Annotated in this window: 21 protein-coding genes; 10 read left to right on the top strand and 11 right to left on the bottom strand. The window is 40.6% G+C overall.

The annotated features are described in order from the left end of the window. The first annotated feature begins 56 nt into the window (after positions 1-56). Positions 57-989, top strand: coding sequence for a DMT family transporter (locus T530_RS0104530; RefSeq protein WP_027728006.1), 933 nt, complete (start codon positions 57-59; stop codon positions 987-989). Between the two features lie 7 nt (positions 990-996). On the opposite strand, the gene T530_RS0104525 is transcribed toward T530_RS0104530, so the two are convergent. From T530_RS0104525 to T530_RS0104505, 5 genes are read right to left on the bottom strand one after another with little or no spacing between them, the layout of a single operon-like run. Further along, positions 997-1,809, bottom strand: a complete 813-nt coding sequence (locus tag T530_RS0104525; RefSeq protein WP_027728005.1) for an ABC transporter permease — start codon at positions 1,807-1,809, stop codon at positions 997-999. Next, on the bottom strand, positions 1,796-2,716 hold the full coding sequence (locus T530_RS0104520) for an ABC transporter permease (protein WP_027728004.1): 921 nt from the start codon (positions 2,714-2,716) through the stop codon (positions 1,796-1,798). Before T530_RS0104520 ends, T530_RS0104525 begins: the two co-directional genes overlap by 14 nt. Further along, positions 2,713-4,122, bottom strand: a complete 1,410-nt coding sequence (locus tag T530_RS0104515; RefSeq protein WP_038073660.1) for an ATP-binding cassette domain-containing protein — start codon at positions 4,120-4,122, stop codon at positions 2,713-2,715. Before T530_RS0104515 ends, T530_RS0104520 begins: the two co-directional genes overlap by 4 nt. Further along, positions 4,122-5,123, bottom strand: coding sequence for a BMP family ABC transporter substrate-binding protein (locus T530_RS0104510; protein ID WP_027728002.1), 1,002 nt, complete (start codon positions 5,121-5,123; stop codon positions 4,122-4,124). Before T530_RS0104510 ends, T530_RS0104515 begins: the two co-directional genes overlap by 1 nt. Positions 5,124-5,160: 37 nt before the next feature. Continuing rightward, positions 5,161-5,598, bottom strand: coding sequence for a MarR family winged helix-turn-helix transcriptional regulator (locus T530_RS0104505; protein ID WP_027728001.1), 438 nt, complete (start codon positions 5,596-5,598; stop codon positions 5,161-5,163). 68 nt (positions 5,599-5,666) lie between these two features. On the opposite strand from T530_RS0104505, the gene T530_RS0104500 reads away from it, so the two are divergent. Further along, on the top strand, positions 5,667-6,458 hold the full coding sequence (locus tag T530_RS0104500) for a hypothetical protein (protein ID WP_027728000.1): 792 nt from the start codon (positions 5,667-5,669) through the stop codon (positions 6,456-6,458). 180 nt (positions 6,459-6,638) lie between these two features. Here the strand turns inward: T530_RS0104500 and T530_RS0104495 are convergent, their stop codons facing one another. Next, on the bottom strand, positions 6,639-7,301 hold the full coding sequence (locus tag T530_RS0104495) for an ATPase domain-containing protein (protein ID WP_027727999.1): 663 nt from the start codon (positions 7,299-7,301) through the stop codon (positions 6,639-6,641). A gap of 340 nt (positions 7,302-7,641) precedes the next feature. Between T530_RS0104495 and T530_RS0104490 the strand changes: the two genes are divergently transcribed. Together T530_RS0104490 and T530_RS0104485 are read left to right on the top strand one after the other, a co-directional pair. Next, positions 7,642-8,370 (top strand): hypothetical protein, encoded by a 729-nt coding sequence (locus tag T530_RS0104490; RefSeq protein ID WP_027727998.1) that lies wholly within the window; start codon positions 7,642-7,644, stop codon positions 8,368-8,370. A 47-nt stretch (positions 8,371-8,417) separates the two neighbouring features. Further along, complete coding sequence (locus tag T530_RS0104485; RefSeq protein ID WP_027727997.1) at positions 8,418-9,497, top strand: hypothetical protein; 1,080 nt, start codon at positions 8,418-8,420, stop codon at positions 9,495-9,497. Positions 9,498-9,716: 219 nt separating this feature from the next. On the opposite strand, the gene fusA is transcribed toward T530_RS0104485, so the two are convergent. Then, positions 9,717-11,813, bottom strand: a complete 2,097-nt coding sequence (gene fusA / locus T530_RS0104480) for an elongation factor G (protein WP_027727996.1) — start codon at positions 11,811-11,813, stop codon at positions 9,717-9,719. A 314-nt stretch (positions 11,814-12,127) separates the two neighbouring features. Next, entirely contained in the window at positions 12,128-13,468 is a 1,341-nt protein-coding gene (locus tag T530_RS0104475) for a hypothetical protein (RefSeq protein WP_027727995.1), read from the bottom strand. A 133-nt stretch (positions 13,469-13,601) separates the two neighbouring features. Here T530_RS0104475 and argR point away from each other — a divergent pair, with 133 nt between their 5' ends. Next, positions 13,602-14,072, top strand: coding sequence for an arginine repressor (argR, locus tag T530_RS0104470; RefSeq protein ID WP_027727994.1), 471 nt, complete (start codon positions 13,602-13,604; stop codon positions 14,070-14,072). A 57-nt stretch (positions 14,073-14,129) separates the two neighbouring features. Then, positions 14,130-15,446 (top strand): threonine synthase, encoded by a 1,317-nt coding sequence (locus tag T530_RS0104465; RefSeq protein WP_027727993.1) that lies wholly within the window; start codon positions 14,130-14,132, stop codon positions 15,444-15,446. A 40-nt stretch (positions 15,447-15,486) separates the two neighbouring features. Here T530_RS0104465 and T530_RS13500 read toward each other — a convergent pair whose 3' ends face one another. The 3 genes from T530_RS13500 to T530_RS0104450 all read right to left on the bottom strand — a co-directional run bounded on the left by T530_RS13500 (position 15,487) and on the right by T530_RS0104450 (position 22,163). Further along, positions 15,487-19,182 (bottom strand): alpha-amylase family glycosyl hydrolase, encoded by a 3,696-nt coding sequence (locus T530_RS13500; RefSeq protein WP_038073657.1) that lies wholly within the window; start codon positions 19,180-19,182, stop codon positions 15,487-15,489. 31 nt (positions 19,183-19,213) lie between these two features. Then, positions 19,214-21,250, bottom strand: a complete 2,037-nt coding sequence (locus T530_RS0104455) for a 4-alpha-glucanotransferase (protein WP_027727992.1) — start codon at positions 21,248-21,250, stop codon at positions 19,214-19,216. A gap of 121 nt (positions 21,251-21,371) precedes the next feature. Beyond that, a complete protein-coding gene (locus T530_RS0104450; protein WP_027727991.1) occupies positions 21,372-22,163 on the bottom strand; it encodes a hypothetical protein in 792 nt (263 codons plus the stop codon). A 140-nt stretch (positions 22,164-22,303) separates the two neighbouring features. Here T530_RS0104450 and T530_RS0104445 point away from each other — a divergent pair, with 140 nt between their 5' ends. The 4 genes from T530_RS0104445 to T530_RS0104430 all read left to right on the top strand — a co-directional run bounded on the left by T530_RS0104445 (position 22,304) and on the right by T530_RS0104430 (position 26,420). Then, positions 22,304-22,708: a hypothetical protein gene (locus tag T530_RS0104445; RefSeq protein ID WP_156011537.1), complete on the top strand. Its 405-nt coding sequence runs from the start codon at positions 22,304-22,306 to the stop codon at positions 22,706-22,708. 9 nt (positions 22,709-22,717) lie between these two features. Then, positions 22,718-23,749, top strand: coding sequence for a radical SAM protein (locus T530_RS0104440; protein ID WP_027727989.1), 1,032 nt, complete (start codon positions 22,718-22,720; stop codon positions 23,747-23,749). Positions 23,750-23,757: 8 nt separating this feature from the next. After that, positions 23,758-24,651: a TatD family hydrolase gene (locus T530_RS0104435; protein WP_027727988.1), complete on the top strand. Its 894-nt coding sequence runs from the start codon at positions 23,758-23,760 to the stop codon at positions 24,649-24,651. Between the two features lie 95 nt (positions 24,652-24,746). Further along, positions 24,747-26,420, top strand: coding sequence for an alpha-glucosidase (locus T530_RS0104430; RefSeq protein ID WP_027727987.1), 1,674 nt, complete (start codon positions 24,747-24,749; stop codon positions 26,418-26,420). Positions 26,421-26,453: the final 33 nt, after the last annotated feature.

Below are 26,453 nucleotides of genomic sequence, written 5' to 3'. Positions count from 1 at the left end.
TTTTAGCACGTAAAAGTAAATTGTGAAATATTTTGCAGAGTGCTATAATCGCCCCTATGCAAAATCAGAAAACACAGTTGAAAGGCGTTCTTATTCTTCTTGTAACGGCAATTATCTGGGGCTCTTCCTTTGTATCTCAGAGTGTCGGTGCGGAAGCGGTTGAACCTTTTACTTTTATGGCTGTTCGAACCTTGATGGGAGCAGCTTTTTTACTTCCTTTTGTTCTTGTTCGCGATAAAATTTCAGCGGCAAAAATGACAAAGGAAGAACTTTTTATCAGAAAAAGACAGAATCAGAAAACTATAGTTTATGGCGTGCTTTTAGGAATCGTGCTTGCCATTGCAACCAATATCCAGCAGTATGCCTTTAACTATTCAACTGCGGGAAAAATTGCCTTTGTAACTGCAATGTACATGTTTTTTGTACCGATTGCAGGAATCTTTATGAAAAAGAGGCTTCCTCTTGATATCTGGCTTTGTGTTCTTGCAGGATTTGTCGGCCTTTATTTTCTTTGCTTTAAGCATGAAGAATCTTTTGTAGTTAATAAGGGTGATATGCTTGCCCTGATTTGCGCTGTTTTCTTTACGGTTCAAATCCTTCTTATTGAGCGTTATGCAAAACTTTGCGACGGAATAAAGCTTTCCTGCATTGAGTTTTTTACGGCCGGATTGATTACTTTTATTCTCATGCTGATTTTTGATCATCCAGTCTGGGCTGCAATAAAAGTTTGTGCTCCGGCTCTTTTGTACTCGGGAATTATGAGCTGCGGAATTGCCTATACTCTTCAGATTGTGGGCCAGAAATACTGTGAGGCTACAATCGCCAGCCTTCTTATGTGCATGGAAAGCGTTTTTGCAGTTTTATCTGCGGCAATAATTCTTGGTGAAAAACTGACTCCCCGCGAAATTACAGGCTGTACGATAATGTTCTCGGCAATTGTAATTTCCCAGCTTGCGGATGTCATTCGGGCAAAAAAAGCAAAAGCTTAAGCCGAGTTTATTTCTTTCCCAGAGCGACTACCATCAGAATCACCAGATATGGCAGGGCCAGAACAAGAGAAGTTGGCAGTGCCGGCAGATAGTTTTGAATCTGTGCTGCAAAAAAGTCAGCGGCACAGAAAATCAGAACGGAAATCGTAATTCTAAGCGGCTTTTTCTTTCCAAGATAAACTGCAGCAAGCGCCATCCAGCCGCGCCCGCTCGAAATTCCCGGAACAAAGGATGAAACTCTCATTGCAAGAAAGGCTCCCGAAAGCCCTGCAAAGAAGGCGGCAGCGCACCAGGTACTTATGCGGCATAATACGTAGTTAACGCCTTTTGCCGTAAGCACATCAGAATCACTTCCTGTAATTCTGATATAGAGTCCAGACTTTGTTTTTAATAAAAATAAGAAGGCAAGTGCAAGCAGGGTAAAGGTAAGAACGATTGTAATCACTTTTGTCTGAAAAACCGGAAAGATGAAGTTCTCGCTTGTAAGAACTCCCCGGTTATGAAAGGCCATCACGGAAAAAAATGACGGCATCGAAGCAAAAAGAAGATTGATTGCCGTTGCCCCGATAAAGGGATTTGCCCTGAACTTTTCTATTACTACTGCAAAAATCAAAACGAGTGCAACGGCTGAAAGTGCAGTCAGACTGACTCCAAGAATTGCCGAGCCTGTCGTAACAGTAAAATAAAACATCAAAAAGGCAGAAAAACTTACAAGGCCTTCCAGAAAGATTGCGAGAATTCCTGCGTAGTCGCTGTAAAGGGCACCCATGGCACATAAGAGGAGGGGGCAGGAAAAAGAAAGAATATCAATTATCAGCATTTGTCGCTCCTTTACCTCTGTTGAAGTGTAGTTTCAGGTGTGGCCTCAAAAAAGGAATTGCCACGCAGAACATTATGATTGCTTGAATTATAGCGCCAAGATCAAAGCCCACGTTATGATGCAGGCTGAAGCTGTTTGTAAAGGCAGTAACCCAGCCCAGAAAGAGACTGGAAATAATCACAAAGAGTGGATTTGAGCCGCCTAACATTGCTGCAGAAAGTCCTGTCCAGCCGATTCCAGTATAAAAGCCTGAATGACAGGTGTAATAAGTTCCCATAACGATAAAACATCCGCAAAGTCCGTGAAGGGCCCCGCTTGTAAGCGCGCTTGTAAAGGTGATTGCCTTTTCGCTGAAACCTGAATAAAGGGCAAACTCCCGGCTTACGCCGAAAATACAGAGTTTCTGCCCCATTTCTGTCCTGAATAAAAAGCCGGCTCCCAGCAGACAGATTATAAGGGCTGCAAAAAAGCTGACGTTGAGGGAAGAGGGCGGAAGCAGCCTTGCAAAACGGAAGGCTTTGTCGATAAATGGTGTTGCAAGCAGGTTGCCTGTGTTGCCGCGGACTGGGCCTGCGATAAGCCCGTTAATCAGTGGAATAACTGCAGAGGAGATAATAAAGCTTGTAAGCAGGAAGCTGGCACCCCTGTATTTTCGTAAAAGTGCCGAAAGGAAGCAGAGCAGGGATGAGGTGAGGCAGCCTGCCAGAAGGGCAAGGGGCAGAGCCACAGCCGGCGGCATTCCGCTCATTTTTGCAAGGACAAGCGCCGCCGTAAATCCGCCTGCGTAGATCTGGCCTTCTCCGCCAAGGTTAAATTCCCCGCAGCGCATGGAAATTGCCGCACCTGTTCCCGCTACCATATAAAAAGAGGCAAAGTTCAGAATGTTTCCAAGTTCGTATGAAGTCACGCTTTTACCTCCCTTAAATCTCTTTTTTCAAGCTTGTATATTTTATGGCAAATTTCCTGCGGAAATTCCGACGAAGAAAGAACAAGCACGATTTTTCCTTCATCTGCAATTTTTTGAATTCGCTGGCAGAGTTTTGCAGTGCTTATGCTGTCCAGCCCCTGAACAGGCTCACACAAAATCAAAATGTCAGGATTTTTCCCGATTTCACGCTCCAGAATAAGTCTTTGAAGCATTCCGCCGGAAAGATATTCAGCCTTATCATTCAGACTGATGTTTACGTCAGCCTTTTTAATAAGAGAAAGAGCCTGCTCCTTTTTACTTGCCGTATCACTTTTATTTTTCCTGCTGTCAAAGGTGCTTAGAAGCTGAAAAATCGTTAGATTAGGATTCGACCCTCGGAAAGTTTTATTAGAAGAAATTATTCCGAATCTGAAAGGCGATTTTTCCAGCTGTCTGCGGGTGAAGTTTCCCTTTTTAATCGTGAAATTAAATTCCTTTTCCGGGGCTTTTATCTGGAGCTGTCCGCTTTCTTTTGCTCCGCTCATTCCGCAGATTGCGTCTTCCAGAGTCTCGCGTCCGTCCTCTGCCTGTCCTAAAATCAGGGTGATTTGACCGCTCTTTGCTGTAAAAGAAAAATCCCGTATGGCAGGCTTATCAAAAGGAAGAGAAGTAAGATGATGAAAAGAAAGGGTAAAATCATCCTGTCCAGGCTTTTCGCTTTTGTCACGCAGGTCCGCTCTGCTAGCTCCTTGTCTCATGAAAAAATCAGCCTTTGGCTCACTCACAAGGCCTTCTTCCAGATATGTTACAGTATCTCCATACTTTTTAGCCTCGTCCATGAAGTGGGTAATCACAATGATATTCATGCCGCCCGCTGCAAAAGCCTTGAGTTTTTCAAATAAAAAATCACGCTGAGCGCCGTCTAGCAATGCGCTGGGCTCATCAAGAATAAGAATTTCAGGCTTTTTCAAAAGCGCCCCGACAAGCGAAGTAAAAAATCTCATGTCGCCGCTGCAATTTTTTACCAGTGTCCGAGCTGAAACTCCCGGCAGCCACTCTTCAAGCAAGGACAGAGCCTTCTTCTTATCAAATTTCGCGGCTCCCAGCATCAGATTTTCCATAATCGTAATGCCGTCAGCAAGCAGCGGCCTTTGGTGAACGCATACAATTCCGTGTTTTATCGCATCAGCTGGCGATTTTATTTCAGCGTCTACATTGTTTAAAAGGATTTTTCCCTCTGTAGGAAGAATGTCCCCGCAGATGATTTTTATGAGGCTTGATTTACCGGCACCGTTTTCTCCAATTAAAGCGTGAATCTGACTGTGATCAAAATCCACGCTTACTCCATTCAGTACCGATTTTTTAGGATATTTTAGAACTATATTTTGAACCGAAAGATTTAGCATCAGAGCTTAATTTCAAGTTCTCCCGAAGTGATTTTTTCTACAAGTTCATCCATCTGTTTTCGGATATTTTCCGGCACATTACGCAGATAAAATGGATCTTCGTTTACAAACTGAATGTAACCTTCTTTCATGCCCACTGTCTGAGCGCTTCCCCACTTGGTTTTTCCTTCCAGCCATTCAGTGGTAACTTCTTCTGCAAGTTTTTCCTGAAGGTTCTGCGTGCTGGAAATGATTACTTCCGGAGCCTTGTTGAAGCCGTTTGAATCAAACCAGGCGATTTTAATCTTGTTGTTGCGTGCTGACGAAATAACACCCTGTGAAGCACCACCGCAAATCGGAAGAACTACATCAACTCCTGTTTTGCAAACTGCGTCAGTAATTTCTGCGCCCTTTGTCGCATCATACCAGTTTCCGACAACGCGGTAATCAACTGAGGTGCCCGCAACGGCATCCTGTGCACCTTTTTTATATGAAGGGAAAATGATGTTGTTCATAACAGGGTAATCCTGGGCAGAAATCAAGGCAACTTTATGATTTTTTGACATAAGGCCTGCGATATAGCCTGTAACATAGCCCTGCTGCGCCTGATCGTAGCATTTTGTCATGATGTTCGGATTTCCTTCGCAGCTAGCGTCAAGGAAAATGAATTTCTGGTCAGGGAACTGTTCAAGAACCTGGAAAGCCAGATCCGGCAGTGAAGGGTTAGACGAAATGATAACGTCATATTTTCTTTCTGCTGCAAGAGCAGTGAGTTTCTGCGCCCACTCCGCCTGATTTGTTCCAACTTCCATAATGCTCAAAAGAGCCTTTTTATCATCATCCTTGCCGTCATTGAAATTTGTTACACCGTTGATGACACCGTTTGCAAGTTTTTCATAAGTCGGGCTGTCTGCAATAATTCCCGGAATAAAAACTGCAATCATAGGATTTTTAAGAGTCTTCTTTTCGCAGCCTGTAAAAAGTGCTGCAATTGTAATAAGCGTGATAAAAATTTTCTTCATAGCTCTAGAATATTGGTTTTATATCAAACTTGCAATATTAATCGGCAGAAAAGTTCCTGTTGATTTTTGCCAGCAGGCAGGAAAAGAGATTTTTTTCATCTTCCGAAAATCCGTTGTAAAAACGTTCCAGAAGTTCTTTTGAAATTTCGCCTGTAATTTTATTGTAGTTTTTGCCCTTTTCCGTCAGAGAAACAATTTTCATACGTCCATCTTCTTTTGAAGGAACTGTCTTTAAAAATCCTTCCTGTTCAAGCTTTCGGACAAGGACTGTTGTTGTAGATTTGTCGCGGTTAATGATTTTGGAAAGTTCGTTCATTTTAAGGCTTTCCGTGCGGCTAAGCTGAAAAAGAATATTTCCGTGAGAGGAAGCAAAATTGGTAAAACCGTTTTCTGATAATTTTTTCTGTAAAAAATCTGCGCTTGCAGAATGAATATGTGAGAGAAGGCTGATGCTGTTGTTTACGTCAAAATCCATACCTTATTTTATCATTTATTTTTATTTTTGCTATTGTTGAAGCCACGTATAATTGATAAATTTAATTTATGTTCGGATTTTTAATTAAGAAAAACTTTTGTGACGGTTGGGAAAACCTCTTAAATCTTGTCATTGTAAATGTAATCTGCCTTTTCCTGGGCTGTACCTTTGCCTTTTTAATTTTTGGAAGCGTGAACTTTTTTTCACTCGCAACTTTTGCAATCATTCTGATTATGACTACAGGTTTTGGAATTGTCGGCCTTGCCTATGGTCCGGTTGCCGCCGATATTGCAAACTTTAAAGGCGTGCATCTTACTGATTTCTTTAAAAATATCCCCGGAGCTTTGAAAGACGGCGCTCTTTTTGGCCTTTTATGCGGTGCTATCGGAATTGTTTCTGTTGTCGGAATGCGTTTTTATGTAATTCAGCTTCAGTCAATTTTAGGAATACTTCTTGCAGCAGTTCTTTTCTGGATTGATATTGTATTTATTCTTTCTTTCCAGTGGTTTATTCCCCTTCATACCCTTCAGAACAATGATTTTAAAAAGTGCATTAAAAAGTGCTTTTTGATTTTCTTTGATAATACAGGCTTTTCAATTGCCATGGGGCTTTATACTTTTGTAATGATTTTGCTTTCGGTTTTCTGCGTAGGCTTTGTCCCGTCTTATGCCGGCATTATCCTTGCCCGCACAAATGCCCTTCGCCTTCGCCTTTATAAGTATGATTACCTTGAGCAGCACCCTGAATTAGAAAGTCCTCGTCAGCGCAAGAACATCCCTTGGGAAGAGTTGATTTATGAAGACCGCGAAACACTTGGCCCTCATAAATTAAAAACAATCTTTTTCCCTTGGAAGAATTAGTTCTAGAAAAAAGCGTAGCGCGGATGCCTGTTTCGTGTAGTTTAGAGACGCTAGCAGACAGTTTCCCGCAAAAAAAAACGCGGTAACGAATAAGGATATCCCATTCATTACCGCTTTCCTGCATCTCTCGGCGGAACGAAACAGGTATCCGCGCGAGAGCTTTTTTTTTAAAACTAAGCTTTATTTACTCATGAGCATAGTCTTAGCATCAATCTTAACTTTGCCTTCGCCGTTCTTCAAAACAGTAAGTGTAAGATCCTTTCCTTCAGAAGCAAGATGAGCTACAGTTGTAAACAAATCAAGCTTGTCTGCCGGAAGAGTTGCCTTTAAGCTATCAGCTTCTGTTGTACCGCTGAACCATGCAGTCATCTTGTTTGATTTTACAAAGTCAGCAAAAGCCTTAAGGTCAGCTGCTGCAACCTTATCAAAATCAAGACCATCAACAACTACAGCATCAATGCTAGTGCCGCCGTCTTTCAAAGATTTTACAGTATTTACAACTTTAGGAAGTGTAAATGTTTCCTGGTTGAAATTTAAAACAATGCGGTTCTTTACGATTTCTTCAGTAATTTCACTCATTGTGCTGAAATTCTTTTTCTTTGCAATTTCTGCAAGAACACTTGAATACCATGAAATTACGTTAGACGACTGCTGATCAAAAGAAACGTGAACCAGACCTTTGTCATTCAAAAGAGTATCAATTCCGAATTGAACAAGAATAGAAGTTTTACCAAGACCTTTTTTTGCTGTGATTAACCCCATCTCTCCAGCCTTAAGCCCAGCATTTGTAGCTGTATCAAACAAGCGAACAGGACTGTGTTCGATTAAATCTTTCTTTTCCATAATGATTCCTCCATAGGTGTGCATCGTTAAAAGCCGCATAATCTGCAACTTAATACTATTCTAAACGTCAAACGGGTTTAAAGCAAATTTAATTTGAGTTGATTTTTTTATTAGATTTGAATTTTATGGGCGAGACAGAACACCTAGTCGCATTTCGCAGTTCCCTAACGGTCAGTTGCCGTCCTTCGTCCGGCAACCGCTTCGCGCTGCTCAATTCTCCCGCCAGGTTTTTAACTACATATGGAAAAATTTTTTTTGTAAATTTTTTACAAAAATTATTATATTATCCCATTTATTAAAAAAATAATTTTAAAACAGTGATATGTGTTATAATTAAAATATGACGAAGGAAAACTTAGATAATAAACAAAACAAAATGCACGATAAAATATACAAACACGCATTAAATAATGGTTTAATAAAACAGAAACCTTTTATTGAGCCAATCTATGATGGTGTTGCTGATATTTCATCTTATTTATTATCTGAGCCTAAAATCATGTGGATTTTAAAAGAACCTTATGATGATTTTACTATCTCAGGGAAACCAAAGGGCGGTTCGTGGTATTTAACGGAACATCTAAAAAATCCTATGATTTGGAAAGATTTGAATATGTGGAAAGTTATGATACAAATAAATTATGCTATTCACAATAATCTAAAATGGTGTGAATTAGACTATATTGAAAAAAATAAAGAAATGGCTGAGGAGTTAAAAAAAATAGCCTACATTAATGTAAGTAAAATGCCAGCTGATACAGCAAGTCCAAATGTTCATATGTGGGAATGTTATGAAATATGGAAAAATATTTTATTTGAGCAAATTATTTTATATAACCCTGATATTATAATATTTGGATATACGTTTCAATTTTTTAAAGATGATTTAAAAATAACAGACAAACCTATTTCAACTACTTCAGGCCAATGGAGTACAGATATATATAGAAAAGAAAATATGATACTTATAGATGCATATCATCCATCAAGAAAAGGAGGTGAAAATTCTAGTTATAATTATGTTACAAGCGTTATAAAAGGATATAAGAAAATTCTTTGTAAAGAATAGTATTTGATTTTTTTATTCCATAAAAATAGTTAATTAGAGGTAAAATAATGGACTTGATACAGAAAAGAACGATACAAACTCTTATAAATGAAAGTTTGCAGAATATGAATAAAAAGAAAATTGCAATAAATAATTTTGTAGTGTTTGAGGATAAGTTACTTCTTGGATGTAAGATTAATGCTGTTTATAAGGGTGTTGATGTGCCGATTTTTATCGGAACAATTAATACTCCAAAATATGAGAATTCACTCATTGCCGCAATATTATCAGAGGATATCACAGAGGAAATTAAAAAGGTAAAATTAGAAAATATAGATGGTGTTCAAATTATAGACTCAACTAAAATAAAAGAAAATTTATGGAAAAAAGATAGAAAAGAGCAGTTAAAATTTTTTCAGGATTTTATTTATTCTTACATTCTTATATATAAATTAATGTACTGTGCTGCAGGCGGTAAAAAAACTGTAGCAATTGATAATGAACGAGTTGGCTTACTTCAATGGATTGTGTTAATAGAATTGCCATGGGTTGTGTTCTTTTCTTCTATTTGTTATGCGGTTTATAAGATTTCAATCGAGGTTGAGGCAGGAAACTTTATATTGAATTCTCATCATTATTTATGCTTTGCATTAATTTGTATTAGTTTATTATCTATATTATTTACGATAAAACTAAAAAATAAAGTTAGAAACTATGAAAATAAAAAAATTACACTTAATCCAAAATCTTGGTTTATAAGTTATATTGCAAAGATTGTTATTATTGGTTTAGGTACTTTTCTGTTAAGTGGAGTATTGATATTTATTTATATCATAAAAGGAATTTTTACTAGTGATGAAGGCTCTATACGTTCAAGAAATAAGCAGAGTAGTATAAACAGCTTTTCTTCTCCAAAGATTTTTTGGTATTGTTGTGGAAAATGTGGCACAATTGTAAAACAATCAAGGAAGCCAGAAGTGAATGGGTGTAAAAATCATGAGTGGCATAATTGGTATGAATTAGGTGAGGTTGGAACAATCAATTATCAATGTAGACATTGTAATGTAGTTGTACAAACAACGAAACAACCTCGAAATTGTAGTACTAATTGCTATATTGGTGGATGGCATGAATGGATACGTTTATAGATTTGATATTTTTAATATTTAAAGAAATTCATATGGCTTTTTTTCTTGTATTTTTGATTTCGAATGCTATCATAAAAAATCAGTCATCTAAATAATAATTATAATCATTCTTATTTTTTTAATTAAATTTTTCTTTAAAATAACAATATAGTTGTTTTAAAACAAAAACGCCGCCCGAAAACCGGACGGCGTTTCTCAGCTAAAAAGCTTCAGGTAAGCTTATTTCTTACCAGCTTCTTTTGCAGCCTTGTGTTTAGCGATAAGTTCATCAGCTACAGCGTTAGGAACTTTACCGTATTTTTCGAATTCCATTGTGAATTCACCTTTACCCTGAGTTGAAGAACGGAGGATAGTAGAGAATCCGAACATTTCTGAAAGTGGAACTTCAGCGTTTACTACAGATGTGTTGTTTTCATCTGTTGAGTCAACGATTACACCACGGCGCTGGTTGATAAGACCGAACAAGTTACCCTGGAATTCTGTAGGTGCAGAAAGCTGTACCTTCATGATTGGTTCAAGAATAACTGGTTTTGCCTTGAGGTAACCTTCACGGAAAGCACCAATAGCAGCAATCTGGAATGCGTTATCGTTAGAGTCTACTGGGTGTGACTGACCATCATTGATTGTCATCTTAACACCTACGATAGGAGCTCCAATCAAAGAACCTTCCTTCATAGCTTTCTGGAAACCTTTATCACAAGAAGGGATGAATTCGTTAGGAATTGCACCACCCTTAATTGCGTCTACGAATTCGTAGTCTTTGTCTGAAATTGGCTCCATGAATCCGGCAACACGACCGTACTGACCAGAACCACCAGACTGTTTCTTATGTGTATAGTTGAAGTCACCAGTTGTAGTGATAGACTCGCGGTAAGCAACCTGTGGAGCACCTGTTTCTACTTCACAGTTGTATTCGCGCTTCATACGCTCAACGTATACTTCAAGGTGAAGCTCACCCATACCCTTGATGATTGTTTCGTTAGATTCAGGATCTGTGTATACGCGGAATGTTGGGTCTTCTTTTGTAAAGCGGTTAAGAGCCTTAGACATCTGCATTTCAGCCTGTTTGTCCTTTGGTTTGATAGACAAAGAAATTACAGGTTCCGGAACGTACATAGAAGCCATAGAGTAGTTTACTCCACCGTTTACGAATGTATCACCAGAAGCACAGTCTACACCGAAGAGTGCAACGATATCACCTGCACAACCTTCGTTGATATCTTCCATCTGAGCAGAGTTCATACGTACAAGACGTCCAACCTTGAACTTCTTCTTTGTACGAGTATTGTAGAGTTCTTCACCCTTCTTAATTTTACCCTGGTAAACACGAGTATAAGTAAGCTGACCATACTGACCATCATCAAGTTTGAAACCAAGTGCAACACAAGGTTTGTTGTCAACTGATTCAAGTTCAACTTCAGCTTCGTTGTTGTCAAGGTCAAGAGCAACGTTGCGAACTTCGTTTGGAGCTGGCAAGTAGCGGAGAACTGCGTCCAACAATGGCTGGATACCTTTGTTTACGTGAGCAGAACCACAGAATACACCTACAAACTGTTCTGCCAAAGTACCCTTACGGATAGCAGCGATGATTTTGTCTTCTGCAACGCCTTCGTATCCATTTTCCATGATTTCTTCCATCAAAGAATCATCGAACATAGAAGCAGCATCCAAAAGTTCTTCACGATATTTTTCTGCATCTGCTTTGAGGTTTTCAGGAATTTCTGCAATGCGCAAATCTTCACCGTTAGGACCATCGAAGTAGATTGCTTTCATAGCAACTAAGTCTACAACACCTTCAAGTTTGTCTTCCAAACCGATTGGAAGTTCCATCATATGAGCGTTAAGACCGAGTTTTTCGCGAACCTGATTGCATACGCGGATTGGGTTAGCACCCTGACGGTCACACTTGTTTACAAATGCAACACGAGGTACATGATAACGTTTAAGCTGACGGTCAACTGTGATAGACTGTGACTGAACACCAGCAACGGCACACAAAATCATGATAGCGCCGTCAAGAACGCGAAGTGAGCGTTCAACTTCTACAGTAAAGTCTACGTGACCCGGTGTGTCGATAAGGTTGATTGTGTAGTCTTTCCACTGAACCTGAGTAGCAGCTGACTGGATTGTAATACCGCGTTCGCGTTCCAGTTCCATGTTATCCATTACAGCACCGACACCGTCTTTACCACGAACTTCGTGAATTGCATGAATCTTGTTACAGTAGAACAAGATACGTTCTGAAGTTGTTGTCTTTCCTGAGTCAATGTGGGCACTGATACCGATATTTCTTACTTTTGAAATATCCCAAGCCATATTGTTACCTCTTTAAAAAAAAATTCCTAAGTTTTAAAATACTGTCCTACAATAATATAGAAATTCCTTTTCAGTTTCAATATGCAAAATCCCTTTTTTTTAGAGGGGGGGGATGTCACCCAGTCGTGCAATGGTCGTAATTGCAATTCCAACTTCCGAATGCGCCTAACCATTGCTTAACTTTCGCTTCGCTCAAGTTGTAGGAATTATAGGCGAGAACTATTGCCCAGTCGCATTTCGGAGCTTGCTTCGCGCGGTGCGTCGCAGCAAAACTGCTTTGCACTTCCTTCGGAACTCCTCAATTCTCCCGCCGGTTAGCTTTCTTCAATTTTTAAGCTGATTTTTCCCATAAAACTAAGGCATTTTACTCTCCAGCTGGCTGAAACTGAAGTCGTATTAGACTGTTTTGTACTTCTTCCATCTTTCTGAGTAAAAGTGAAGTTTGTTGCCGCCGTAATTTTGGGATTTTTGAAAAATGCCGCCGAAAGCCCGAATTTTTCACAGGTCGTTAGTGAGTGTTTCTTATTATCCGGGCTGAAAGTGACTCCTGCCGTCATTCCCGGCGTGATTTTCTTAAAATACCAGCTGTTTGAAAAGAGAAAGCTTGTGCTGTCAAAGTTCGTTTGTGGCTGATTTTCCGCCATGTTAATAGTAAAGTTTGCAAGGGTAGAAAAGGCAAAGCAATATAGCGGAGACTGAACTTTTGCTCCTGCCGCTAATTTGAACTTATCTTCCTTTTCTGACTGCAAAAGATTTGTCGCCGTGTAGCCGCTTAAGCCAACCTTTAAAAATACCGGTCTATTTTTTCCTACCGCATATTTAGCCTGAAGTCCAAGTTTTGTCTGCACTTGCGGCTTTAGCCTTGTTTCATTTGCCGTGATAATTCCTTTATTTTCATTGTAAAAAAGAGAAATGTTTAAGCTGTAGCGTCCCGCTGTGATTTTGTTTTCTGTTTTATAGGTAGAAAGTAATTTTCCAAATGGACTTTCATAAGTTGCGCAGGAAAACAGCGTATTAAAATGCGGTACTGAAAGCGAAAGCTGGGGCATCATGCAAAAATGCTTTCCCTCGTGATAGTAAAAATCAGAAGTCGTAAACCAGGAATTAAAAGTGTTTTCTTCGTAAGTAAAATATCCCGCAGAACCAGCTGCCGTAATGATGACGTTTTTCCATAACTTGACAGACTGCATTGCAGAAAAGGCCGGAAACTTATCCTCTGGATTAAAAAAACAGTTGGCTTTGGTCTGAGAGAATACTTTCTTTCTATTAATATAACCTAATTCCGCAAAATAACTTATCTGCTTAGTGTAGCTTGAAATCCCCGGAAGTCCTGCCGTAATTGTGGACACATCAGTTTTTGCAATCGAAAAGGGCGATAAGGTAGAAGAAAGCTGTGGATTGTTTAATTTTGAAAATCCTCCTCCCGGCGTAAGGTTTCCCGCTTTAAACTGGAAGGGAAAGTTCCTGAATTTCTGTGGAGTAAAAATTGCCGCACCCCAGTTTGCTTTTTCAAAATTCTGTGACGAACGCAATTCTGCAAAAGGCAGCAAAATCTTTTCCTGCAGCGCCCCCGAAAGCTCATCCGCCGTCAGGCTCTTCATTTTTGAAAAACCTGCAAAAATCAAAATCACTGTGTAAAGTACTTTTCTTTTCATATATATAATATGGCTTCGTTTATATATGTTTTGACAAAAAATCCCGAAAAAAAAGTAAGATTTTTTTGAATTGCATAAAATGTATAAATAATGTATATTTTTTGTATATTTATACATTTTCTGAGAGGCAGATATGAAAGAACGACAGTCGCGGCTTAAACTGATTAAGACTCTTATTAAATCAAACAGTATCGAAAGTCAGGATGTACTCTTGTCGCTTCTTCAGAAAGAGGGCTTTGATGTTACTCAGGCAACTCTCAGCCGTGATTTAAAGCTTTTGAAAGTGGGAAAGGTTCCTGACGGAAAATCAGGCTATATGTATGCCCTTCCTGATGATGAAGAAAATAACGAAAGCCAGTCAATTTATATCCAGGATTTCCTTCGCGGTTATGTTAGCATTGATTTCAGCGGAAATATTGTCGTAATCAAGACTTTTTCCGGTCACGCAAATACTGTCTGCAATGCAGTGGATAACCTCAATCTTGATGACATTATCGGAACTGTTGCCGGCGATAACTGTATGTTTGCCTGCCTTCGCGAAGGTGTTACCGGCGAGCAGTTTATGGAACACCTCAGAAAAATCATTCCAGATTTAGAAGATTAAGATTTTTAAATTATAAAAGTAGATTTTCGCTAATTTCTGCTGTATCATTGAATTTATATGAACTTTACAAGCACCAGAAACGAAAATCTTTGCGTAAAATTTTCACAGGCTGTAAGAGACTGTATTCCAGAAGACGGTGGAGTTTTTATTCCGACTGATATTGAAGACCTTCGCCGCTGGATTTATTACATCAACAAAAAAACAACTTTCACTTCTCTCGCCGGAACTTTAACTTCGGCTTTTATCGGCGATGAATTCAGCCCGATTATCTGTAATAAAATTGCAATGGATGCCTTTCCATTTTCTCCGGTTTTAAAACAGCTGGATGACCGGCTTTTTTTGATGGAGCTTTATAACGGTTACACAGGCTATCATCGTGATTACGGAGTTTCCTATCTCTGTTCTTATCTTGAAACGACATCTGAATTAAACGGCGGAAATGCCCTCTTTCTGGATTTTACTCACGGCGGGCTTGGCGCTGTCCTTGCAAATACTCTTCGCGGTAAAAAACACGTTAAGGCAGTTCTCGTCTATCAAAAGGGAACTGTCCGCGGTCTTGAAGAAAAGGATTTGTTCTGGAACGGAGGAAATATTTATCCGATAGAAATGGATGGCAGCGAAGAACAGATTAAAGCTGAAATTGCAAAAGTTTTTGCTGATAAAAGCTATGTTCATGAGAATGCCCTTACAGTTGCAAATACAACGAATGTCTGCCGCCTTTTAGGTCAGGTTTTCTTTTATCCATACAGTTTTGCAAAAATTAAAGAGCGAATTTACGGTGATTTATACTATGCCCTTGATGCGGGAAATTACGGAACTCTTACTGCCGGCCTTATGAGCTGGAAGTTTGCCCTTCCTGTAAACGGCTTTGTTGTTCCTTCTACTAATGCACTTTCTCGCGATGGTATGGGAAATCCTGTAATTCTTGATTCTTTTGTTGATGTAAATAAACGTGGTGCTGTAAATCCTATTGCGCCTGCAAATCTTGAACGTCTTGAGCACTTCTTTGGAAAGAACGGAGTAATGCTTAAAAACTTCGTATATCCGGTTGAAGTTTCTGATGTAATGGCAGAGTCTGCGGCAAAAGAACTTTACATTAAGTACGGTGTTTATTGTGATGAACAGGCGGCAAGAGCTTATGCTGCTGCAAAAGAAACCGCTTCTGATATTCTTGATGAAGACGGCGCTGTAGTTCTCTTTTCTTACAGTCATCCGTCAATTCACAGTGATTTCTGCCGCCATGCAATTGGTGAATCTCCGGACATTCCTTCTATTATCAGTTTCTCTCTTGAACATGTAGATTTGAACCGGCCGCTGGCAGACGGCGCTGATGCTTTACGAAAGATTGTCGAAGAAGTAAATAAGAAATTCTAAAAAAAAGGCTCCGTTGAACGGAGCCTTTTTACTTCATTTATTATTTCTTTTTTGTGGAACTTGTCTTCTTTACAGAAGCTTTAGCTTTTACGGCTGGCTTTTTGGCAGTGCTTTTCTTTGCGCCTGTCTTTTCCGCTTTTGCAGTAGTTTTTGCCTTGCTTGTGTCGCTTTTGCGGCGGGCAGCTGTTTTTGGCATGAACTGCTTAAGAAGAAGTTCGCATTTGTAGGCTGCCTTAAGCTTTGCAGTCTGCAAAGTCTTGTAAAGGGCAAGTATTGCAGGAACTTCAGCTGTTTTAGCGTCAAGAAGCATTAAAAGCACAATCTGATTAAGACTTGCTTCAATTACTTCCTTATTAAACCATCTGATATTGTCAAAGGTGTTGGCGCCGCTTAAGCCGCCTGCATTATTGCTGTTTACAAGAAGTTCAACAATGTTGAGTGCAAGTTTCTTGCTGTCTTTTTCAATTCCTGTTGTAGCTGAAACTGAAGCGAGTATGAAAAGCTTGATGAAAGAGTATCTGTCTTCATTTTCAACAATCTGCTCTGCCTTAAGGAACTGACTGAGCTTTCTTCCGAAGGCCCAGCTTGCGGCAAGACCTGTTTCTGCAAAATCCGCAGTTAAAGCCCAGCTCAAAAGGGCAAGTTCAATGTTTGGACTTGCTGTTTCCATGATTTTTGCAAAGCTGATTATATCTTTGCATTTTGCAAGGCTTGCAGTTACGTCTTTAGGCATCTTTACAGCCTTTTCATTGTGAACCTTTGCAAGTTCCTTTACGCGGCTTTCAAAAAGGGCAAGCTGCTTTTCTGCAGCCCGAGTTTTTGTCTCGCCGGCAAAGTTTTTAGCCTCTGTAAAGAAGGCAAGACCGCTTTCCTTTGCGTCTGCAAAAATTGCCTTGAGCTCTTTATCTGAAACAAGGGAAGCTTTTTCTTCTTTTTTAGCTTTTGCAGTTTTCTTTGCCTTTGAAGGTTTTTCTTCTGCTTCCGGCTGAGGCTCTGGCTTTTTGAATTCAAGACCAAATGCCTTGGCAAGAGGTTTGAGTGATTTTTCTGCAAAGGCGTTGAGGGCGGCATACAAATCCTTGTAGATGATTTCCTGCCATGCGATTTCGATGTCTTCGCAGCCTTTTCCGTTCAAAGTTTCGCAGAGAATCTTATAGCGGTGATCTGCAAAATCACTTACCTGGTGAACGTCAAGCAAAACCTGATATTCAAAACCGTTCAGGGCAACGTACATACCTTTTTCACAGATTTCGCTGGATTTGCGGATATACCAGAGGTTGCTTCTGTGCTCGCGGAAGATTAAATATTTGTCATCTTCTGCTGTAAGATTGAGGCCTTCAGAAATTGAACGGCTTCTCATCTGAATGCCGTCTGCTGTTTTTACTGCATAAGGATCAGACTGTTTAATCCAGCCCGAAGCCCTGTCGTATTTGTTGTTATAGAAAACAACGGCGTATTCGTTTCCGCAAGAGTTTGAGTAGGCAAATACGTTTTCATTTACATGGCCGTTATCCCACAAATCATAGAAAAGGAAGTTTTCTACGTTTGCAAAGATGTGGCGCTTGTGCATAAGAGGGAAAATTTCTCGCCAGTGACGGTCAACAAGCCACTGATTAGGCTTTTCATCCTTGTATGCCTTTGTATATTCCATCCCGTATTTTTCTGTAAAGCCTTCAATCTGACCGTGACCGAACATTGGAAGACCAGGCATTGTTACCATGAGGGTACATACACCAAAGTATTTGTCGCCGTCACCAAACTGAGCAATTGCAGTTTCTTCGTCAGGGTTATTCATAAAGTTTACATAACGCTTAAGAATCTGCGGGTCAAAGGTGATTGTATTTTTTACAGTGTCGCGGTATTTCTGATTTTCCTCTTTTTTCAGCATGTTCATGAAGGCTGAATTATAAACACGGTGCATACCAAGAGTACGAACGAAGAATCCTTCCATCATCCAGAAGGCTTCTGCAAGGAGAAGAGTGTCCGGCACTTCCTGGGCAACGCGGTCTACAACTTCGCGCCAGAATTCATTTGGAATTGCATCGTTGAACTGCTGGGTGCTGAGTCCTGTCTCAGAACGGGTTGCAATGTCTCCTCCATGTCCCGGCTCCGGATACCAGAGGCGGCGGATTGATTTTTTAGCCAGAACCATTGCCGCATCAAAGCGGATAATAGGGAAGTTACGTGCAACGTGCAAAATCTGCTGGATAACTTCTTCTCGGGTCTGAGGGTTAAGATAGTCCAGCTGGGCTGTATCATTCCAGGGAAGTCCTGTGCCGTCGTTTCCGTGGTAGATGTAGCGTACATCGCCAGTCTGATTGTCTACACGCTTAAAAACTACAGCGCAGTCATTTTTTGAATAATAGTGGTCTTCAAGGTAAACGCTGGTTCTAGGATCGTGAGAAAGGTTTTCGCCGTTGAAGGTGTAGGTTGGGAAAGGACAGTCGCGGCGCTGAACAAATAGATCAGGCTTGTTCATAACCCAGTCGCCGTCCATACCAGTGTGGTTTGGAACCATATCCGATGCAAGGCGGATTCCTCTCTGCCAGAGTCTCTGACGAAGATTTGCAAGGGCATCCCAGCCGCCGATATTCTGCGCGATATTATAGTCAAAAAGTGAGTAAGCCGAAGCTGCTGCCTCAGGGTTTCCGCAGAGCTGCTTAATTCTTTTTGAAGCATTACTTCGTTCCCAAAGTCCAATCAGCCAGAGGCCGGTAAATCCTTCGTCCCTCAGTTTGTCCAGCTCGGCATCAGGAATCTGGTCAAGACGAGTGATTGGATAACCGTACTGTTTTGTAAGCTGATCCAGCCATACAAGAACGGTTTTTGCCATAAGGATAACCTTTGGCATCCAGTCGCGGTCAGGACTGAAGCGTTCATATTCTTTTGTAAGCTCTTCAAAGCTGTAAGGCTGCATGTCAGGCAAGTCTCCGCCGCCAAAGCCCTTCCAGGATGCCTTTTCTTCCTCAGAAATAAGGTCGATACCGGCAAGAAGGCGCTTGAGCCATTCACCAAGAAGTGCTGCCCAGTGCTTTCTGATGTATTCAAGCTGGCCGCGAAGGCTGTTAGGACTGTAAACAACCGGTTCACGCAGCATGGAAATCAAATCATGATTAAAAGGTCCGAATTTTGGCTTAGATTTTGCATAGGCCTGAATTACAGCCCAGGATTTATTGTAAAGTGGATTTTTCTGAAGTTCTAAATCATTAAAAAGGATGGCAAAAGGTTTGAAAGCAGGGTTTTCGTTGGCAAGGTGAAGAAGAATCATCTCTTCAAGTGTCTGTTCGCGGTTAGAACGCTCAAGTCCTGTTCCCGCATCGACGCATTTTCTTGAAAGGTATTCTTTAGCCGATGTTTTTTCCTGATAAACTTCAACCGGCGGGAACTCCTTCATAAAATCAAGAAGAAGCTGGTCTACTTTTTCAGGCGTAAACTGCTTATCAAGTGCTGTCAGCATTTCCTGCATCAAAGAGCCCAGCACATCGCGGCGGTAAAGCATGCAGACATAATGGAAGATTTCATCCAGAAGTCCCATGGCGTTCAGCTGGCCGGCAGAAATCTGTTTATTTTCCTGATTACGGTTTTTAAAAACGTCATTTATAAGCATGGCAAACTTACGCACGTTCGCCATATTTTTTATCACTACGTTTCCCGAAGAAGAAAAAAGAGCCGCATCAAAATTACATAAATCACGGATTTTTCTTCCTACGTGAAACTCATTGTACGAAATGTTCATGTTGTTTTTTTCCCTTCCTAACTTTATTTAATTATCGTTTTGCAACTTTTTTTATTTTTTCTATTAATTCATTGTCATTTGCAAGCTCTGTAATTTCAATCGGGAGTCTGTAAGTCCAGTTGAACTTTGTAACAGAACCCGGAATGTTTATTCGTTCGTCTGCGGCATTATCAAGCCAGTAGCGTTTTTCCATATAGAGGAAATCCTGAATTGGCGAAATAAACCACATGCTGTTTGCTTTTGTACATGAAAGCATAATTTTTTCTGCAAGTTCCGGAGTAAATTCTCCGTTTGAAATTCTTGCAGCTTCGTTCCAGTCCTTTGCAATGCCAAAATCAGCTGCGTTTTCGTAGACAAAGGCTTTAGCGCTGTCTTTTTCTTCATTCCACCACTGGCGGTTTGTTGAAGAGTCGTGAACTGATGTTGTTGCAACAGAAAGAGCTGTATAATCTTCAAAAGGAATGTAAGGCTGGCCGTTTTCTGCCCATTTTCTTGTCCAGCGGATTACGCGAAGTCCAAGAATGCCGTTCTTTTCCATTACTGCAGGAACGCATTCAATGTTTACGCCCAAATCTTCTCCGCAAGGAGTCATTTTTACAGATTTTGTGAGGGCAGAAAGAATTTCATCAGACTGCTTTTTCCACAAGGCTGTATTTTTTACGTCCAGCGCGTCAAATTCTTTTTTCAGCTGGTCTTTTTCGTAGTCAGAAAGTGTCTGCCATGAAGTTGATTTGAAGTAAATCCAGAGTGGAACAAACTTATTTTTTGCAACTTCAAGAAGTGTGCGGTTTGACCAGTAGTCTACAAGTTTCTGTCGGATGCGGTTTGCAGCGTCGTCATTGCAGTATTCAGAAAGGTCTGTCCAGTAAATCTGCTGTGAGCCCTTAACAGTCTTCTTGAAGCGCCAGAGTTCCTCGTTTTCAATTTTGTCACAGAAAACTGAAAGGATTTTGTGGGCACTGTCGTGATTCCAGGTGATGTCTTCAATAACGCCAGTAGGAATATGAGGCTGACTGAGCCAGCGGATTCTGTCATCGTCAAAACCAAGATTATACAAATCTTCAATTTTAAGGGCAGCATAAGGTTCTGTATGCCCGTTGATTGCATTTGCGTCTGTGTCCGGGATAGCCCAGATACGGAAAAATCCCAGAATGTGGTCCAAGCGGTATGCATCGTAATATTTTTCTGAAAGAGTAAGACGCTTTTTCCACCATGAATAATTGTCAGCCTTGAGGTTTTTCCAGTTGTAGGTAGGGAAGCCCCAGTTCTGGCCGGTTGGGTTTTCGTTATCAACAGGAGAGCCTGCGCGAAGGTTCTGGTTAAAGAACTGTGGGAATGCCCAGGCGTCGCAGGAATCATCGTTCATCAAGATTGGCATGTCGCCCTTGATTTTAATTCCAAGTTCGTGAACTTTTTTTGTGGCTGCCGTAAACTGCTCGTCTGCAATCTTCTGGCACCAGGCGTGGAAAAGATGTTCTTTATAGAAGGCTTTTGTGGACCAGAGTTTTTTGATTTCTTCTGGAGTTTTCTGCTGGTCTTCCTTGTGCCAGCTTTTCCAGCTTGCCTGTTCGTAGTTATGCTTGAGATTTTTATAAACGGCGTAAGTTTTTACCCATTCATTTTCAGAAATCCATTTTGTAAGGGCAACGTCCGGGCTGCCTTTCTGATAGCTTTCTGTTGTTGCCCAGATAGCAAGAATGAGGGCTTCCTTAGCCTTAGAGATTCCGTCGTAATCATAACGGAGTGTATAGCCGTATTTCTGAATGAAATCATCGTAGCGTTTTTTGAATTTTTCATCGGAATTATAAAGGGCTTCAAATCCCGGAATATCTTTTAGTCTGATGTAAATTGGATGAAGAGCATAAGCTGAAAGACCTGAATATGGAGAGCTTTGAGTTCCGGTGTCGTTTACAGGAAGAAGCTGAATTAAATCTATGTCAGCTTTTTTACAGAATTCGGCAAAAACTGCCAGATCAGGATACTCACCGATTACAGGATTTTCTTTTGTATACAAGGCTCCGAGCGGAACCGCAATTCCAGTTAGTTTTTTTGATGATGCTTTAGCCATGCAAGAATTATAACATATAACCGCCCAAAATAAACAGAAAAAGGCTGTAAAAAGGGCAATTTTTAAAAATAAAAAATCCCGTCCGGAAAAGCGAACGGGATCAAAAAAGTCAGATTATAAACTATTCGTTTACTTCAATTGAAGCCAAACCGCCTACATCAGCTCTCTTAACGTCTCTGATAGTTCCTCTTACAGTGTAGTTTTCTTCAGCAGTTGTCTTGTCTGTGTAAACTGAAACTGTTACATATTCAGGCTTTGGAATTCCACCTGAACCTGTTTTGTAACCGCAGAATGCCTGTCCAGTGATGCAGTTCTTGAAGCCGTCAACAGGTGATTTGTCAACACTGATAACTTTAATCTGGAAGTCTGTTGCCTTTCCTACAATTTTATTATCAGAAATAAACTTCTTGAAAACCAAAGCTGACTGTCTTGCAATTGTGCTCAAGATAACTGGTGATGTAAGCGCAACATTCAACTTCTGGCGGTATTCTTTGTCACCCCATGAATTAAGGCGTTTTGAAAGATCCTTCTGGATTGCAAGTCTTGTTTTTTCTGTTGATTTTGCAGTATTACCTGTCTGTGTTGCAGTTGGAAGTGGAACACCATCCTTGTCTGAACCAATAGAAAGCATATCTGAAACAGTAATAATAAGTTCAGTATCTTTTCTTGTAATCTGAACTGTGTAATCCTGTCTTGTATATCCGACTCCCATCTTCTTTACGCCATAGCCGGAAATCAAATATTCATTATTAACAACATCTGCTACCTGAATTTCACTCTCAATGAAATACTCCTTATCATAAGCAAAATCCAAAACTACAGGCAGAATATCTCTTCCTGCCGGGATCTGCTGCGCAACCATGTTTGTAACACAAATAAGCGCAGTCATGATTAATACGCTAAGCTTTTTCATATTTTGTTCCTCCTGATGAAAAAAAATGAAATATTATAATTTATTATAACTCATAATTCCCAACACGCAAATTTTTTTTATAAAAAGACGTTTAAAAATCTGTCTGTATACTTTAATTATTTTATGTTATAATTATGGCTATGACAGATATTGCTAAATTCAACAGCGATGTGCAGCGTATCCTTAAACATGACCGCCAGGAAAACAGCGGTAAAGGTGATTTTATGCGCGTAGCGCCGGACTTGCAGAAACTTTTTGCGCGTTCAACAAGTGCCCCGACAAGCCTTGCAAATTCAATTTTTGAATATTGGGAAAATGAATATATTCACGCTTCTTCTGAACAGGAAAATGAACCTACGGCAGCTCATCTTGATAAACTTGCAGCCATGCTTTCTTTCCTTGAAGATTCGGATGAAGGCTATGATGAGCTTGACCAGCACGACTGGCAGGAAATGGGTGACCTTGTAAATTATGAAGCTGAGGATATGCCGATTGATACCCTTCAGAGCCTGATGGCAACACTTGTAAGTAAAGGCGCATATTAATTCCATATTATGAACGAGATAATTGATTATTCTACATATTATAAGAAATGTACTCAGTGCCCCCGAAAATGTGAAGTAAACCGTCTTGAAGGAAAAGCCGGCATTTGTGGCGAAACTGCTGTTTTGCGGGCTGCCTTTGCAGGACTTCATTTTGGAGAAGAGCCTTTAATCACGGTTCACGGAGGAAGCGGAACAATCTTCCTTACCGGCTGTACACTTCGCTGCGCCTTCTGCCAGAATTATCAGATTTCTCAGAACGGACTGGGCTCAGAACTTACGGCAGACAATTTCGTTTCAATCTGCCTGCGACTTCAGGAAAAAGGGGCTGAGAACATAAATCTTGTAACTCCAAGTCATCATATTCCCCGCCTTGCTGATTTTATTAAGCAGGCAAAAGACAGCGGCGTTACAATTCCCTTCTGCTGGAATTCATCTGCCTACGAAACTATCGAAATGCTGGAACTACTGCGGGGACTTGTAACAATCTGGCTTCCTGACCTTAAAACTCTTAATCCTGAACTTTCCAAAAAGCTTTTTGCCGCAGAAGATTATCCGAAAATCGCGACGGATGCAATTTCCTGGATGATAGAAAATAATCCTCTTCGTGTTGGTGAAAAAACTGGCTTTGATAAGGAAATCGGAAAGCAGTGCAGCAAGGAAAAAATGCTTTCGGGTGTAATTATACGCCATCTTTTCTTGCCGGGACGCTTTGAAGAAACTGCAAAGGTTCTTGAATGGCTGAAGGAAAATGCTGATGAAAAGGCAATTATTTCCCTGATGAATCAGTATACTCCGGTTCCTTTTAAGGAAAAGGAAGGTGCGGCTGAAAGAAGGCAGAAGGCGCTTTCTACTATTGAAAACCGCCTTGTTACTCCTGAAGAAGACGGCGACATCAGGGATTTGATTGACGCTTACGATTTTGCATATCTTTTCTATCAGGAATTGAGTGACGATACAAGCTGGCTTCCGGATTTTACCCGCCAGCAGCCTTTCTCTAACAAACTTGCAACTCCTTTGTGGCACTGCATTAATATGCTATAATTTCCCCCATGTTCAGCGATACACATTTTCATTTTCAGAATATGACAGAAAACCGCGGAGTAGACGGGGTTGCGGTTTTAACTTCAATGGCAGAGCGGGGCTGCCGTTTTGGCCTTGATATTGGAACCGAAGCGGATGATTTACTGAGACGCGAGTACTGCCTGGAAAAAGCGATAACTGCAATGGAATTCGGGGCGGCGCAGAAGGCGCGTGATTTTGTTTATTTTTCTGCAGGAATCTGGCCAAGTGTAGATGAAATTCGTGCGCGAGCGGAACGCATTGAGGTTTTGAAGGGGCAGATTGAGGCCGCGGCTAAAGATGAAAATCAGGATACCCTGCACCGTAAGATTGTTGCCCTTGGAGAGTTTGGCCTGGATCATCACTGGAATCCAAGCGGAGTTGACGGTCGCTGTGAAAGTGATTTTGATGATAAAACCTATTTTGGCGAGCAGGAACTTTTTGAAATGCAGCTTAATCTTGCCCGCGATATGAAACTTCCTTCTATTATACATAGCCGTGATGCATTTGAAGATACTCTTGAATGTATTAAGCGGGTTGGAAATCACGACGGAATTATTCACTGTTACAGTTACGGACTTGAAGAAGCTAAGAAATTTCTGGATTTGGGCTGGTATATAAGCTTCAGCGGAAGTGTCACCTACACCAAAAAATCCAAGATGGATGCCATGCTGGAACTTCTTCGTTATGTGCCCCAGGACCGCATTTTGTGCGAAACAGATTCTCCTTATCTGGCTCCTGTGCCTCATCGCGGAGAGCCTTGTTCGCCTGTGCTTGTGGAACATACCTATCGTTTTGTTGCACAAGCCCGCGGTGTGAGTCTTGAAGATCTCTGTGAGACGGTTGATAAAAACATAGATCAACTATTTTTTCAAAATCGCTAAAATTTAAATTTGACAAATGAAAAATAGGGAATTATTATAATATCTAGGTTTTACGTAACACGTATTACGTAAAACTGCATTTAAGGAATTTATTTATGGAAATGAAGAATTGGTGGAAAGAAGCTGTTGTTTATCAGATTTATCCAAGAAGCTTTATGGATTCTAACGGCGATGGAATTGGCGATATTAATGGAATCAGGCAGAAGCTGGATTACATAAAAAATCTTGGTGTTGACGTAATCTGGATAAGTCCTTTTTATCAGTCGCCGGGCGTAGATAACGGATATGATATCAGTGATTATCAGGCTATAAATCCGGAATTCGGCACAATGGAAGACTTTGATGCCATGCTGAAAGAGGCTCACGAAAAGGGGCTGAAAATTGTTGTCGATCTTGTTGTAAATCATACAAGCAATCAGCATAAGTGGTTTTTGGAAAGCCGCAAGTCAAAAGACAATCCTTACCGCGATTTTTATATCTGGAAAGACGGAAAGGGAGAAAAAGGGGCCTTGCCTCCTAACAACTGGGGCAGCGTTTTTTCAGGTCCTGCCTGGGAACGCGACGAACTGACAGGCCAGTATTATCTTCATCTTTTTGCAAAGGAACAGCCGGACTTGAACTGGGAAAATCCTAAGGTTCGTGAGGAAATTTTCTCTATGATGAACTGGTGGTGCAAAAAAGGCGTTGACGGTTTCCGCATGGACGTAATCGGCTTTATTAAGAAAAATCAGGCTTTCCCTGACGGAAAAGTAAATGCCGGGGCCCTTTATGGTGATTTTGGGCCTTACTGCGTAAATCTTCCTGGCGTTCATGATTTCCTTAAGGAAATGAATGAGAAGGTTCTTTCAAAATACAATCTTTTTACGGTAGGCGAAACTGCCGGCGTTACAACTTCTGATGCAAAATTATTTGCGGGCTTTGATTCAAATGAACTTGAAATGGTCTTCCAGTTTGAGCGAATTGATGCTGAAGCTGACGGCTGCAAATGGATTGAAAAACCCATTGATTTAGTCCGCATGAAAAAAATATTTGAAAAATGGCAGGTTGAGCTGGAAGGCAAGGCCTGGAACAGCCTTTACTGGGAAAATCATGATCAGCCTCGCATCGTAAGCCGCTATCAGGGGGATGGAAAATACAGGGAATTATGCTCAAAGATGCTGGCTGTCTGCCTTTATTTCCAGAAGGGAACTCCTTATATCTATCAGGGACAGGAACTTGGAATGACAAACTCTGAATTCAAAAATCTTGATGATTTCAGGGATGTGGAAACTTTCAATGCCTTCAGGGAATTTACTACAAAAAAGGAAAATCCTATTCCGGCTGACAAAATGATGCAGTATCTGAATCGTGTCAGCCGCGATAACGCAAGAACCCCGATGCAGTGGAATGCAGAAAAAAACGCAGGCTTTTCGGCCGGAACTCCATGGATTGACGTAAATAAAAACTATAAGGAAATTAATGCTGAAAAGCAGGTAAAGGACGAAAAATCTGTCTATAACTTTTTCAGAACGATAAACAAAATCCGAAAGGAAAATGACATTGTCGTTTACGGAAAATTCCAGCTTTTGGAAAAGGAAAATCAGAAGCTGGTCATTTATACAAGGGAGCTGGAAGGTAAAAAACTTCTGGTTGTCTGCAACTTCTTTGAAGAGCCTTGCGAGTACCAGCTTCCTGAAGAATTCAAAAAGGGAAAACTTCTTCTAAGTAATTATGAAAGCTTCCCTCAGAAATTACTCCGCCCTTATGAGGCAGCGGTAATTTCAATGTGAAAATAAATTGCTTATGGCCTGGTAGAAATATCA

The organism is Treponema sp. C6A8, from assembly GCF_000619925.1.
Lineage (GTDB): Bacteria > Spirochaetota > Spirochaetia > Treponematales > Treponemataceae > Treponema_D.
This window is presented reverse-complemented; position numbering and strand designations above follow the sequence as displayed.

What these genes read in the sequence shown, in the direction of transcription:
- T530_RS0104435 (WP_027727988.1), top strand. Translation starts at nt 23,758, where the DNA reads ATGTTCAGCGATACACATTTTCATTTTCAGAATATGACAGAAAACCGC.
- T530_RS0104440 (WP_027727989.1), top strand. Translation starts at nt 22,718, where the DNA reads ATGAACGAGATAATTGATTATTCTACATATTATAAGAAATGTACTCAG.
- T530_RS13500 (WP_038073657.1), bottom strand. Translation starts at nt 19,182, where the DNA reads ATGAACATTTCGTACAATGAGTTTCACGTAGGAAGAAAAATCCGTGAT.
- T530_RS0104525 (WP_027728005.1), bottom strand. Translation starts at nt 1,809, where the DNA reads ATGCTGATAATTGATATTCTTTCTTTTTCCTGCCCCCTCCTCTTATGT.
- T530_RS0104505 (WP_027728001.1), bottom strand. Translation starts at nt 5,598, where the DNA reads ATGGATTTTGACGTAAACAACAGCATCAGCCTTCTCTCACATATTCAT.
- T530_RS0104500 (WP_027728000.1), top strand. Translation starts at nt 5,667, where the DNA reads ATGTTCGGATTTTTAATTAAGAAAAACTTTTGTGACGGTTGGGAAAAC.
- T530_RS0104475 (WP_027727995.1), bottom strand. Translation starts at nt 13,468, where the DNA reads ATGAAAAGAAAAGTACTTTACACAGTGATTTTGATTTTTGCAGGTTTT.
- argR (WP_027727994.1), top strand. Translation starts at nt 13,602, where the DNA reads ATGAAAGAACGACAGTCGCGGCTTAAACTGATTAAGACTCTTATTAAA.
- T530_RS0104465 (WP_027727993.1), top strand. Translation starts at nt 14,130, where the DNA reads ATGAACTTTACAAGCACCAGAAACGAAAATCTTTGCGTAAAATTTTCA.
- T530_RS0104485 (WP_027727997.1), top strand. Translation starts at nt 8,418, where the DNA reads ATGGACTTGATACAGAAAAGAACGATACAAACTCTTATAAATGAAAGT.
- T530_RS0104490 (WP_027727998.1), top strand. Translation starts at nt 7,642, where the DNA reads ATGACGAAGGAAAACTTAGATAATAAACAAAACAAAATGCACGATAAA.
- T530_RS0104445 (WP_156011537.1), top strand. Translation starts at nt 22,304, where the DNA reads ATGACAGATATTGCTAAATTCAACAGCGATGTGCAGCGTATCCTTAAA.
- T530_RS0104455 (WP_027727992.1), bottom strand. Translation starts at nt 21,250, where the DNA reads ATGGCTAAAGCATCATCAAAAAAACTAACTGGAATTGCGGTTCCGCTC.
- T530_RS0104530 (WP_027728006.1), top strand. Translation starts at nt 57, where the DNA reads ATGCAAAATCAGAAAACACAGTTGAAAGGCGTTCTTATTCTTCTTGTA.
- T530_RS0104450 (WP_027727991.1), bottom strand. Translation starts at nt 22,163, where the DNA reads ATGAAAAAGCTTAGCGTATTAATCATGACTGCGCTTATTTGTGTTACA.
- T530_RS0104495 (WP_027727999.1), bottom strand. Translation starts at nt 7,301, where the DNA reads ATGGAAAAGAAAGATTTAATCGAACACAGTCCTGTTCGCTTGTTTGAT.
- T530_RS0104430 (WP_027727987.1), top strand. Translation starts at nt 24,747, where the DNA reads ATGGAAATGAAGAATTGGTGGAAAGAAGCTGTTGTTTATCAGATTTAT.
- T530_RS0104510 (WP_027728002.1), bottom strand. Translation starts at nt 5,123, where the DNA reads ATGAAGAAAATTTTTATCACGCTTATTACAATTGCAGCACTTTTTACA.
- fusA (WP_027727996.1), bottom strand. Translation starts at nt 11,813, where the DNA reads ATGGCTTGGGATATTTCAAAAGTAAGAAATATCGGTATCAGTGCCCAC.
- T530_RS0104515 (WP_038073660.1), bottom strand. Translation starts at nt 4,122, where the DNA reads ATGCTAAATCTTTCGGTTCAAAATATAGTTCTAAAATATCCTAAAAAA.